The sequence below is a fragment of the Bradyrhizobium sp. Kon56 genome, assembly GCF_055807635.1.
The window spans coordinates 37,785-50,865 of record NZ_JBVVOU010000019.1 but is presented as its reverse complement, the minus strand read 5'-3'; the positions used below and the strand labels follow the sequence as shown (position 1 = coordinate 50,865).

Below are 13,081 nucleotides of genomic sequence, written 5' to 3'. Positions count from 1 at the left end.
CCCAAATTCTGCAAATTAAGCCACCAGAATTGAAATTGCCGCCAAAACTCTGATACGCATTAAAACTAGCCCGATGGATTGATTGGCACGTTGGCCTCCCCAGCGTCAAACAACCGAGCGCCGCGGACTGCCAACAAGATTAAGATCAGCGCATATCCCCAGTAGCTCGTCTGATATGCCGCGTTGACGAGGGCAAACGAAAGCAGCGCAATTACCAGCAGCCAAGCTGAAATAGAGTCGGTCCGTCGCGCAATTGCATGGCGAAGAACGGCCCAGAACAACGCGACGAGAAAACCGACAAAGATCGCAGACCCGAGAACACCGGTCTCGACCCACAGATTCATCAACATATTATGCGGTGTGGGATATCCGCTTGTGTCGTACCCCCCTACGCCGGGGCCAAAGCCAAAAAGCTTCATGACGAAGGAAGCATGTGACATTTCCAAAGCGGTCTGCCGTACTAAATCAACGCGATCGCTCGTGACAAAAAAACGTTCGAGCATATCCTGGCTTGGATCAATCTTACCGCCCAACATCACCGTCAAAGCGGCCGGCAGAGATACATAGGAGAAACACACCAAGTACGCGAGAATCACGGACGGCAGCATCAATATCATGGTCCGCCGCGTTGTCTTCAAAATCAACAACATCGCAAACGGTATGAGCATTGCGACGCGGGCAGTCCGGCTCGCGGTTGCCATCAAGAGCCACGGAACAATCTGAAAATATACAGAGGTCCAGAAAGACGGCTTCCCCCTGCGATGCAACCAAAGCAACGTCAACGGCACCGAGACTAGAAAAAAGAAACTGAGTGATACAGGCCCCGAAAACGTCGACTTATATCGGTAGTAGTATCCCAACCCAAAGATTGTGTCATTTCCGTCGTATTGAGACGAATGGACAAGTAGTGGCACTGCAAAACAGGCGATGACACCTTGCGCCAGTACGCCCCAGACGAACCCGTCAAGCAGCCGATCGAAATCAACTTCGTAGCCGTCTGCTTTGACGGCCAAGGCATAAATCACGAAGCAGACAGGGCCAAACAGCAGAGTGAACGCAACCCCAACTTTCAACTGCCACAAGTTGGCATAGACCGCATAGTTAATAATAGTCGAGAAGATTGCGGTCACACAAAATAACACGAACAGTGTCGCATGAAGTGGCGTCTTGCTCCTCTTTGCGCCGCGCAAGAACTCAACAAACAATACAAGGGACCACAACACGACGACGACATGGGCGTACTCATAAAGAAATGGCAGCAGCGGCACACGAGGCAAAAAACCGAGTGCAGCAGACAGCCCCGCTAACCAAGCCAGAGAGGACCTGGTTAAAACAAACAACAAAGCAGGTATAGATAACGCAAAGAAGAATCCGATTCTTACACCCACCGGGACGACGTCCTCGGCTAATCCGGTATTCCCGCTATCGACATAAGCAGATCTAACGAAGCACCAGATCACTGCGACAGAGAACAGATACAGTGCCGTAAACGCCTTCGCTTTTGTGCCATCAAGAACGCCATTTTTCGTCCCGGCAAACTGGGCGCCCAGTGAATCCGCTACCATAGCCAACCCCAACGTATCTATCGGCGCGCCATTCAGCCAAAACAGCTCTTGAGGCTTGGTGATGTCGTCATTCGCACAGTGTGCTTAGTATCCCACTTCAGGAAAACGTAGGCAGCCCAGAGCAACATCGAATGATCGACAACGCCAAGACGATGTTCATCGGCAAAAGCTTCGATAGATCGCCAATTTAGCATTGTCTGCCTCCGAGCCAACTCCAACAATTCCTCACGCATCCTGCCCGACTTCATCCACTTGCGTATCGGGAGCAGGAAGCCCTTTTTGCCGCGTGTCAAAATGTCCGACGGCAAGTCATCTTTGAACGCCTCTCGCAGAATGTACTTCCGTACACCTCGTCTGATGAGAAATTCCGAAGGCAAACTCAAGGCGAATTCCACCAAGCCCGAATCGAGAAAGGGCAGTCTCACTTCCAGTCCGTGTTGCATACTCGCAAGATCGACCTTCTTGAGCATATCGCCCGGCAAATTGAACTCGATATCCATTCGAAGAATATCCTGGAGCTTGCGCAAGTCGCGAACTCGTAACTCTACGGGCAACTTCTCCGTGAAATCGCCAGAAAATCCCAAACTCTCGATCTGTTGCTGGGACGCATAGGATCGCCAAGACAGATACTCTTCTACCCCTGTCGGTCGCAAATGCATTCGAAAGAATGCGGCCGCTCGAAGAAGCGGATTTTCGATTCTTGCCGGGTTCCGATGCATCGGAAGTACCTGTGCCAGATGCTTAGCCCAACGCGGAATGCGAGCGCTCATCATCATCGCAGCATAGACGCCGTATCCTCCAAACAGCTCATCTGCGCCATCGCCTCCGAGAATGACTTTCTCTTTCACATGCGAACAGAGAAACGCTGTCGGGATAATAGAGGCGTCACCGTGAGGCTCCCCTAAGAATGCCAACGTCTTGTTGGTGAACTCGGTCAGATCCTCTTCAGTGACATTGATGACTTGATGATCGATGTGGGGATATCGGGCGGCCACCATTCGCGAATATGGCGATTCATCGAAGGTAGGATCATTCGGAAAGCCTATCGTGTATGCGGCAATCTTGCGCCCCGATATCCTTGCTGCAATACTTGAGATAATCGACGAATCCAGGCCGCCGCTCAAAAATGTGGCGATTGGCACATCGGACGCAGCCAGACGCTGCTCAACAGACGCAATCAGCCGTCGTCGTAATTCCTTCTTCGCATCTGCAAACGAAATAGTATTAGTCTTCTGAGAGGGACCAGGGAGTTGATAATAGCGCCCCTCTCGAACTGCCCAATCGTCCACGTCGAGTTGCAGCCAATGGCCTGGGCGCAACTGTTTCACGTTTCGATATGGGGTCAACGGTATGGGCAAATACGAAAACTGGAAGAATGACGGTAGGTTGCTTCGCTCGATTTTGAGGTCATTCTCCGCGAGGATCCCGATTGCAGAAATCTCAGAGCTAAACAGCAGCCGCTGCCCATCCTCGAGACATACAAGCGGCTTTTCGCCGTAGCGATCGCGCGCAAGCGTCAATCGCCGGGCTTCTCGATCCCAAATGGCGAATGAAAACATACCCTCGAAGGTCGGCAGCGCAGCCAATCCATCCATGGCAAAAGCCGCAAGCAAGACTTCCGTGTCCGACTCAGTATGAAAAACACGACCACGTGTCTTAAGAGACGCCCGCAATTCGCGATAATTATATATCTCCCCGTTAAACACGATAGTCAGCGAGCCGGCATGCATCGGCTGGGTAGACCGCGCATCAAGGTCTATGATGCTCAGACGTCGGTGACCAAGAAAGACGCCGGGCTCGAGATGATCACCCTCGGCGTCCGGCCCTCGATGGGCCAACGAACGCGATGCAGCGGCGACGATATCTGTTGCCAGCAATCGACCATCGCTCCAAATTCCGCCGACCAGACCACACATCAGCAACCCGCCAGAAGCTTAGCGTAAAGCGCATGATACCGGTTCAGATTAGCGACCATCGAATATTCTTCGCGGACACGCCGCTTTGCCCTACCGCCCATCATCTTTCGAAGCTCCACATCCTTGACGAGAGTAGTCAGCCTAGACGCCAATGCTTGAACATTACGTTCGACGACGTACCCTGTTTGACCGTCCACATGGCACTCTGTAACGCCAGGAGCGTCAATCACGACACTCGGCAGGCCCAACTCCATTGCCTCAAGCACGGCGTTACTTAACCCCTCGGTCTCAGACGCATGAACAAAAATGTCTGAGTCAATCATTTCGCACACGACCCTCGAAACGTATCCTGCAAGTCTGATATTATGGGATATGTTCAGCTCCGCAGCCAGCCTTCTAAGCCGATCTGCGTCCGGTCCATCGCCGGCCAGGACTAGCTCAATATCTTGTCCACACAAATCGACCACAATAGAAAAGGCCTTCACGATCAAGGCCTGCCCCTTGGCTGACATGAGCCGCCCCACCGAAATGATACGCACGGTTTTGCCCACTCGCCGGGCGCAGTCTTTAGCCTCCGCCTGGACCGCTTCTGAGTCGATGCCGTTCGGCAGCGAAATTGCGGATCGATTTCTAAGCATAGGATTCAGGGACAGAGCTGATGCGTGAGACACGCCGGCGACAGCATCATAAGGCCGATATAGAAACTGAAACATCCAGTTCGACCCGGCCTTCGATTTCGTTCCGCGGTGCACGTAGACGAAACGAACACTTCGGAGAAGACAAGCTGCAAGCCAGCAGGTCAGCGCGCCCTGCAAGCCATGTGCTACGCAAACTGCAGCGCCCAATTTGCGCAACATCCAAATCGTACGGACTTGAAGTACAGGAAGAATCATCAGTAGGACTAGCATCTCCAACGCCAGTGAGGGAAATAACCGCGCTCTCAGCGGCAGCAATGCCTTGAGAGTCAAATTGGGAATAGATTCAAAATAATTTCTGCAAGCGTCATCGCGATAAACGAATAGAAAGATGTCGCGAAAACTATCGCCGGCATTAGTTCGGAAGAGCTGCCCTAATTGGCGTTCACCGCCATGGACACCATAGGTTCTCATGACATGGGCCACGGTAATTGTCATAACGGCCGCCGGAGTCGCCTGGTCTTCTGCGAAACAGCTCGCAATACGTCTTTGAGGTTCCATTTCAACAGCCTGACCCAATATATCAAACGCGCTTCGGTGGCGTTTAAACCGTGACGTTGAGATATTCTCATAGCTTCTGAAAATGTAAGGTCCGGCCGCGTAAAACTAAGGCCGCCCGAATACATTCTCGTAACAGGCTCAGCGATATACTTCACAGGAAAGCGCTTCGCTAAGCGAAGAACCATGTCGTAATCTGCAGCAATCTTCAGTGAAGTATCGAACTCGCCCACCTGTCGATACAACTCTGGCGAAACAAACATCGCCGGCTGCGGAACGCTTGAGGCCCGAAGCTCCTTGCGCCATTCGAACGGGCGCCCCAAGAGCTTCAAAGGCATGTCACCGTCGACATAGTGCATTTGTCCATAACATACCGCCCCAGCGTCGAGCTTTGGAATAACAGAAGCCAGCACGTCCGCCGACGCGTATCGATCGTCCGAATTGAGGAAATGTACGAAGCGACCCGCTGCAAGCTTTAGACCCTTGTTCATAGCATCGTAGAGACCGCGATCCGGTTCGGATACAAGACGTGTAATCTTTCCCTCGTAGCGCTTGATGATCTCCAACGTACCGTCGGTCGAGCCGCCATCGATAATAAGGTACTCGAGACCTTGAATTTGCTGCGCGAGGACGCTCTCGATGCAACCCTCGATATTTTGCATAGCGTTGTAGACCACAGTTATTACTGTGACCGGTGGCCTCGTTGCAGTCGTCATCCTGCTCGCGCCTCACAATTCAATAGCCGACTACAACCAACGAAAACAGTAGTGTCGACATGGCTTACTTCTCGGAACGAGCTACATCTTCAAAGAGATCGGCATAACGACGAATACACTCCCCCAGATCAAATCTCCGTTCGGCAAACAACCGAACGCCATGCCTAAATGCGGGATCTGATGTGTACTCTAACAATCGCGCCACGCTCGTTGCCAAGCCTTGATCATCGCTGATTTGCGCAAGAGAGCCGCTAACATCATCTTCAACAGCATCCCCAATGCCGCCAGCCGCGAATGCGGCAACGGCCGTCCCGCACGCAATAGCTTCAAGGATCACATTGGGCAAGTTGTCTTCCAGAAACGGAGCAACCAGCACATCGGCCGCAGAGTAAACTAGTGCCATACCTTCCTCCGTCTGGATTCGACCAAGATGGAAGGCAGGAATTCCCGCAATCGGCGAAACGCCTTTGGTTGCCCCACCAAATATTACGGGGATCAGGTTGCGAGGTCCGGTAGAACAAAGGATTTCGATACAACGAACAAAGTGGGTGAACCCTTTCCGCGGATCTTCCGTCGCACCCAACGCGCCAAACAGTACTATCTGGCCGTCTTCCGGCAAGCCCAATCGCCGCCTTGCCTCCATCCCGTCCCGGGGGCGAAACACGTTCAAGTCGACCCCGGTGGGGATGTGCTCGATCCGTCGCTCGCCGAACAAGCTGGAGCGCCGCGCCAGACCAGCGATCCACCGGCTCGGCGCCGCAATAGTCAGATCCAGGCGCTCAAATGCACTCTTTCTCGCTTCGATACCCGCACGCGAGAGATCCTGATCCGCGTCACTGCCAAGTTGCGGACAAGAGCCACAGACCTGCTCGAAACGGTCACAGCCTCCGGGGAAATGACAGCCTCCGCTGAATGGCCAGATATCCGAGAGACGCCAGACGATCGGTTTCCTGACCGCCTCAAGCTGCTTGAAATTGAGGAACGCGCCGGCGATCCAATGTGCACAAATCACATCAGCCCCCGCGATCAACCTGGCGTTCAATTGCCCGTATCGCAATCCGATAGGTGAGAAGGGAGTTGGCCTCTTGTGCGGATAGTTCTTGAGCTTCTGCGAGTTCAAATAAGCGATGACATCGCTCACCGGAAGGCTCGCACCGGGCAGATGCGCAGCTACTACGGAATTGTCATCAAGATGCTTTCGTCCGACATGAAATGTGGAATGCAAGCCGATCGATTGAAGGCTTCTATGAATTCGGTACGCAGCCTTGTTTGCGCCGCCTTCGTTATCGGATTGGGCCAAATGAACGACGGACAAACCTTTCATCTCAATGCGCCTGTATCGTTGCGCCCCATGACACGCTGAATTGAGAGAAGGCCGCCCGCTTCGTCAACGGACCGGAGAAAGGTAGTCGAGCTCATCAGGCGCTTCGGCCCAATCGGCAAACCGATCCAGGTCTCCGATCTTGTCGATGTCTGCATTCGATCCCGCCCTCACGGTCAGATTCTGATACAGCGGATCCGAGACATTCCTGCCGATGTGGGTCTCGAAACTACTAAAAATCCAGGGACGACGCACGAACAATGCGTGCGCATGGACACGAGCGCGGTGGGTGCGCGGCTCATCAAGACGTCCCATGTGCTCCAAGCCCGCCAACGTTCTCAGATAGCTTTCCGAATCTTCATGGTCTTCAGTAAAGCCAAAACCGGAGTACCTTCCCGTACCAGCAGTTACAACGGGTACCCCAAAGCAGGGTAGCTCATACCCGATGCTGCCACGCACTGTAATGCCAACGTCGATCGCCTTGAACAGGGAGAGCGTACTGATCTTGGTATCGGCCTTTAACACTTTGACGTGTGCCGGCAATTCGCCGATTTGCTCCCTAATCAGACGCATCTCGCCATATTCAGCGGTGACGCCAGATAGCTTGCGCTTCCATAGATTGGCGGGATGCAGTTTGATGATCCAGTTCATTCGCGGATTCGCGACGGCCGCCTTGACTGTCTCGATGAACCAATGGCCATAGTTCTCAAAAATGTCGCGGCCATAGAATAGATTAGCGTCCCATAACACGTGCGAGAACAACACCGCAATACGCTTAGACGCATCTAGGTTTAGTTCATCGACAATCTGACTTTTGGACACGTCGATCGTGTCTGGCTGATTACGTGCCTGGATTTTCCACACCCCGCCATATCGCAGCTGGAACTCTTCGTCGAGTTCAGCTTCCTGCACCTTACCCCACGGCGAACTGACGAGATGCTCCAGCGTACTTTTAGAAATCGAATTGGGGTGAATGCGTCGTGTTTCCGTCGACAGCTTTTTCAACACCAAGCCATCCTCGCGTGAAGGTTGGATGAAGTGGATCGTTGCAATACGGCGCGCGATCGCTACGTCCACGAATGGGCCGAGAACGTGATAGTTCGGTTCATTGACCAGTATCAAATCCGGTTTGCTTCGGGCGAATGTTTGCTCTGCGGCGCAGACAAACTTCACCGACTGAAGAAGCTGACTGAAAAGTTGTTCTCTGGTTGCAGGGTCGCGCGGATCTGGCGCTCCATCAAATTGCCGGCGGGAGATCGACGATAAGAGCTGCGGACCGATCCACGCATCTCTATACGTCCACTCAAGGACCGACTGAAAATCCGTGGGCTCGCTCCTGCGCCGATCAACCTCTGCCGCACTCGCGCTCACGGCATCAGTTTCAGAAATCAGCTTTTCGAAGTCGACAAATTCCTCAACCCCAAACGCACGGAAAATTCTTTTTGCATGTGTGTAAAGCGACGATGTAACAACCTGGACCCGCCACCCGCGACGCCGCATGGCCAATGCGAGCATTCCTTCAACCTTCGCATTGTAAGTAGAATTAGTCATGCTCAGAATCAGCAAGCGACGCGCGCTCGACGACGGCTTTGGAAGGCGGCGGAGGAATTCAACGTCAGCGGCTGTTTTTTTTATATCATTCAGCAGCCGAAGTGTACGACGCGGTGACGATCCAAGCGCAGCGAGGTCCGCTACGGGGCCGGCAAGCGGAGTGAGACGGACCCGATCGAGCAGCTGTCGCATCATGCGTAGCCCGTCTTCATTAAATGATCGGCCAGGCGCAAATCCGCCGGCGTGTCGATATCAATCGATGCAAGGTGATCCATCTCGTAAGCGACAGTGGGATCGCCATACAACACCCCCGAATCTAGCACGTCGCTACGAACGATCAGCACTGCAGGACCATTGCGACCGAAAGAAATTTCCTTGTCCTGCCGCCGGGTGCGACCAACCTCGCCGCCGAGATACGGAACGAGCTTGCCATTCTCTTCTCGCATTTGCGCTTCTGGAACGAAACAGTGAGGCACTCGAGCCACGCTCACAAGCGTCGCCGCACTACGAGCACGAAACTTCTCGACCGCCTCGCGAACGTGATGAGCGCGTCGGAAAGGGGATGTTGGCTGCAGTAACACAAGCGCTTCGACATCCGCCTTTTCGTTGCGGAGAGCAGCCAAGCAATGCTGCATAACGCCAAGCATCAGTGCATGGTCACCAGAAAGATCGGCCGGACGCCTGAATGGAACCTCCAGGCCCAAGGCCGCTGCAGCCGCAGCGATTGCCTCATCGTCGGTCGAAAGAATGGCCCGGTCAATGACACCCGACTGGAGCGCCGCTTCAGCTGTCCAATCCAGCAGTGAGCGCTCACCGCAACGAGCCAAGTTCTTACCAACGATTCCCTTTGAACCGCCGCGGGCAGGAATGAGCGCCACCAGCGTCATCGGCACGAACCGAGAGTATGAGCGTCATCCGTCAATAAGTGATGCACTTCTGGACATCCACCTGCTCGGTCGCAAGAATATCGGCAATCCTAGTGCCGGCAGTGCCGTCCCCATAGATCGGATTCACCGCATAGCGGCCGTGAACAACCTGCTTTGCGATCGCCTTGGAAATCGCGTCCTTTCCATACGGAACCTCGATCACGTTCTCGCCGCGATCGCGCATGTTCTGACGTGAGCCGATGTTAACCACCGGTGTTCCGATAAAGGCGCCTTCTCTAATGCCGCTGCTGGAATTGCCGACCAAGCAAGCCGTCGCGCGCATGAGATTGACATAGATCTCAATCGGCAAATTCTTAAAGAAGTGCATTCGTTCGTCGAGCTTCCGCTCGCGCCATTTCCTTAGCCCCCGCGAAATGTCGTCGGATCCAGCATCCGAGTTGGGCCACAGAACGATAGCGGCAAGCCCTTGCTCCCGAACCGCCTCTAGCGTCATTGTGATCTGCTCTTCACCCGCTCCATATTCGGTCGTGACAGGATGCTGCGAGATCAAAACAAACGGCTCATCGATGGAAAAACGCTCGCCGACACCGACATCGAAGAGATGATCGCTTAGCTTCCCACTAGAATTGGCCAAGATGTCGGCAACGAGATCGATGCGCGGACATCCGACCATATGCACGTGCTGCGGCAGTTCGCCGAGCCTAATGATACGCTCCTTCGCACCTTCACTCGCAGGAAAATGGATGTGAGCGAACTTGGTAACTGCGTGTCGAATGCTTTCGTCGATCGTTCCGCTGACTTCGCCACCCATCGTATGGGCAACAGGAATATTCATGTAAGCAGCCGCCAGCGTCGTCGCCATGGTTTCGAAACGATCGCCGACGGTCAGAACAACGTCAGGCGCGAGCTGTTCGAAAAGCGTCGGCAGCTCAATCAACCCAAGGCCGGTTGACTTGGCCATCGTCGTAGGTGTTTCACCCTCGATCAGCATCGTCACCCGCGCGTGGGGTTTGAAGCCATCCTGCTCGATCAGATTGACCACAGATCCATAACGATCGAGAACGGCTGACGCCGCGACGATAAGTTGCAGCTCCAATGCCGGATGGCTCTGGATGGCACGCATTGCAGATTTAATCGAGCTGTAGTTTGCTCGCGAACCAATTACGACGCAGATCTTCTTCTGCATCACGCGAAGTCCTCATTCACGAACTTATGGTCTGCCGAAACAGCTTTCACGATGCGCCGACCGATAAAATCCCGATACCTGGCAGCCGAAATGCCATCACCTGGCTTCTTGAACGCCAAGTGATGCATCTCGATCATGGTGTCGGCGGAAAGATCTTTGGCAGCGACGATACTCTTCTCGAAGATCAGCTTCATGCCTGAAACAGAAGAAAGATCATCTTTGTCGACTGGATGCGCGATCATGCGGCCAGTGTCCTTCAGCTCGCTGCAAAGCTGACGGAACTGATCCGGCTCCATGCTGTGCTTTGCATCGCTACCATACATCAAGCGAGAAAACGTAAAATGCTTCTCTATCACGGTTGCACCCAACGCCACTGCGGCGATGGGGGCACTGAAACCCAGCGTATGGTCGGAGTATCCGATCGGCAGCCGGTAGCGCTCCCTCATAGCCAACATGACGTTGAGCCCGACCTGCTCAGGCAGACACGGATACACCGACGTGCATTGCAACAGCGTGAGGTTGCCACTTCGTCGCAACGCAGCAACGGCCGCATCCAGCTCGTCCCAATTGCTCATTCCCGATGAAAGCAAGACAGGTTTGCCGGTTTTGGCCACACGTTCGAGCAACGGAATATTACTGACCTCGCCGGATGGAATCTTGTAGGTGCCGACGCCAATAGCTTCGAGCAGATCTACGGCCTCCAGTGAAAACGGCGACGACAGGAAATCGACGTTGCGCGCTTTGGCGACCTTTACAAGACTTGCCCATTGCTCGCGCGAAAAACCCGTTCGCCTAAAATATCCCGCGCGCGGTTCCGCCGAAAAGTAAGACGGCGACGGCGCATCCATAAGCGTCTCCGCTTCAGCAATGTGCGTCTGGAACTTCACCGCATCCGCACCACAGTCGGCTGCAACTTCGAGGAGCCGGCAGGCATTGCCGAACGAGCCATCGTGAACCGACCCGATTTCAGCTATAATATATGGGTTTAGGCGGCCAGCGAACATGAGCACTGCAGCTTTCAGAGCGGTTTTGTAGGAAACTTGCCGCACATAACCCAACTGAGACGCCTCAATCAAGCGCCATTCCTGCTCCTTGTTGCACGATATGAAAAAGCACCGAATCGCGACAGCCAGGCCGCCCTCAAGCGCCTCATATTGCTTACATTTTTCCGATGAAGTGCCAAAGCGACGCAACACGGGCACGTTCCACGATGACGACCAACCCGACTACTGCACCAAATACGACACTACGTGTCGCAAAAGACCACATGGAGAACCGATTCATCACGCACAGAGTCGATATTGCGAAGAGACCGACAACTACCCACCGATCGTGAAAAACCAGAGATTTGACAAATTCCCGCGCCTTCCACCGCAGATATAAGCGGAACAACACAGCTTCGCTTAATAGTACCGCGATCAGCCCTGACAATCCGAACCCGATTCCGAAATTAGGATTCATTACGAATGGGAGGGATGCCAAAGCTGCCAAGGATAGGAGGGCCCGCACTTGGTTCGCGGCTTTTGCTCCGCCCCGCGCGAAAACCACCGCATTCTGGATGCGTCCAGACAAGCCAATCAGTGAAAGATTGACCAGCCAAGGTATCATCGCGGCAGCTGGCGTTAATCGCCCGTTGGTGAGCAACTTGACGACGTCACTGCCGAAGCATACGGCGCCGACTCCAAACAGAGTAAGGCCGATGTGCACCCACGTCCATATGTAGACGGTTTTTGTAAACTGGCCATCTTCATCACGAGCCTCAGCAAGGGACGTCGACCACATATTATGGGAGACAGCGTTCGTCGTCGTCATGAGCATTCCGTAATACAGACGCGCGTGACTATAAAAGCCCACAGCCGCCACGCTGAGGCTTCCCGCAATCACGCTGTTCTCGCCAACGCTACGAATGCCGTCGCTTAACCCGGCGAATGCAGAGATTGGCGCATGATCCCGCACGATAGTCAGCCAACGTCGACTGGGCCGCGTCCAGGGCTCCCGTCCCAGAGCGATGGCCGCGACTGTCAACGACGCCAATTGTCCGGCGACGGCTCCAGCAAAAACAGATGAAAGCCCCCAATTCAGAACGAACAAACAGATCAATGTCGTTGCAAAAGTCGCAAGGGCTTGACCGGCAATCTGGGCTGCAATTGCGTTCGCTCGACCGCCAACGGACAAGATCGCGGTTGCCATGACTGAAAGCGACCGCAACGGAATGAAAGCTGCCGTAAGAGTAGCAATGGTCCATGAGAACTCTTCTGCATGGGTCCCGACGATAAATGGCGCCAACAATGGCCACACCAATGCAAAAGTAATAGCAAGGATCGAGCTCAATGAGAATGCAACCCACAGAAAGCTGGCAATCATGCGCCGACGTTCGTCAGGCGTGGCAATGCCGTAATGCGCATGCAAGGCCATTGAACCGCCTCCGTCACTGACGGCATTTACGAAAGCGGCGAGCGACATCATCAGCGCAAAATAGCCGAAATCCGTCGGAGTCAGGACGATAGTTGTGAGAGGCAGAATTGCGATCGCCAGGACGATCTGAAGCCCAGTCGCGATGAGAAAAAAAAGAATCCGCCCGGCAAGCCGCCCTCTCATCAAAGCAACGAGCTTACGCATCCAGCTAAGCCTTGATGATCGCATCACGGCAGCGCCCCAACGACTGAATAATTACATTGCCTGCGATGCGCCGGAATCGAATTTTGACGCAGGCGACAAGGTGTTTCCTTTTCGCACGAGAGTGGCG

At 54.0% G+C, this 13,081-nt stretch carries 10 protein-coding genes; all 10 read right to left on the bottom strand.

The features are described from left to right. Positions 1-65 precede the first annotated feature (65 nt). Positions 66-1,565, bottom strand: coding sequence for an O-antigen ligase family protein (locus AC0L3B_RS26220; protein ID WP_473381334.1), 1,500 nt, complete (start codon positions 1,563-1,565; stop codon positions 66-68). A 32-nt stretch (positions 1,566-1,597) separates the two neighbouring features. Further along, the gene (gene asnB / locus AC0L3B_RS26215; RefSeq protein ID WP_473381333.1) at positions 1,598-3,481 is read right to left on the bottom strand and encodes an asparagine synthase (glutamine-hydrolyzing); all 1,884 of its coding nucleotides are present in this window, start codon (positions 3,479-3,481) and stop codon (positions 1,598-1,600) included. After that, a complete protein-coding gene (locus tag AC0L3B_RS26210) occupies positions 3,481-4,614 on the bottom strand; it encodes a glycosyltransferase (protein ID WP_473381332.1) in 1,134 nt (377 codons plus the stop codon). The genes asnB and AC0L3B_RS26210 overlap by 1 nt, the downstream gene beginning before the upstream one ends. Next, the gene (locus tag AC0L3B_RS26205) at positions 4,611-5,390 is read right to left on the bottom strand and encodes a glycosyltransferase family 2 protein (RefSeq protein ID WP_473381331.1); all 780 of its coding nucleotides are present in this window, start codon (positions 5,388-5,390) and stop codon (positions 4,611-4,613) included. Before AC0L3B_RS26205 ends, AC0L3B_RS26210 begins: the two co-directional genes overlap by 4 nt. A gap of 64 nt (positions 5,391-5,454) precedes the next feature. Next, positions 5,455-6,714, bottom strand: a complete 1,260-nt coding sequence (locus AC0L3B_RS26200; RefSeq protein ID WP_473381330.1) for a glycosyltransferase — start codon at positions 6,712-6,714, stop codon at positions 5,455-5,457. Positions 6,715-6,777: 63 nt separating this feature from the next. Next, positions 6,778-8,457, bottom strand: coding sequence for a hypothetical protein (locus tag AC0L3B_RS26195; protein ID WP_473381329.1), 1,680 nt, complete (start codon positions 8,455-8,457; stop codon positions 6,778-6,780). Continuing rightward, complete coding sequence (locus tag AC0L3B_RS26190; protein WP_473381328.1) at positions 8,454-9,149, bottom strand: acylneuraminate cytidylyltransferase family protein; 696 nt, start codon at positions 9,147-9,149, stop codon at positions 8,454-8,456. The genes AC0L3B_RS26195 and AC0L3B_RS26190 overlap by 4 nt, the downstream gene beginning before the upstream one ends. 31 nt (positions 9,150-9,180) lie before the next feature. After that, positions 9,181-10,335, bottom strand: coding sequence for a UDP-N-acetylglucosamine 2-epimerase (gene neuC / locus AC0L3B_RS26185; RefSeq protein WP_473349079.1), 1,155 nt, complete (start codon positions 10,333-10,335; stop codon positions 9,181-9,183). After that, positions 10,335-11,531: an N-acetylneuraminate synthase family protein gene (locus tag AC0L3B_RS26180; protein WP_473381327.1), complete on the bottom strand. Its 1,197-nt coding sequence runs from the start codon at positions 11,529-11,531 to the stop codon at positions 10,335-10,337. Before AC0L3B_RS26180 ends, neuC begins: the two co-directional genes overlap by 1 nt. After that, on the bottom strand, positions 11,494-12,954 hold the full coding sequence (locus AC0L3B_RS26175; RefSeq protein WP_473381326.1) for an oligosaccharide flippase family protein: 1,461 nt from the start codon (positions 12,952-12,954) through the stop codon (positions 11,494-11,496). Before AC0L3B_RS26175 ends, AC0L3B_RS26180 begins: the two co-directional genes overlap by 38 nt. Positions 12,955-13,081: the final 127 nt, after the last annotated feature.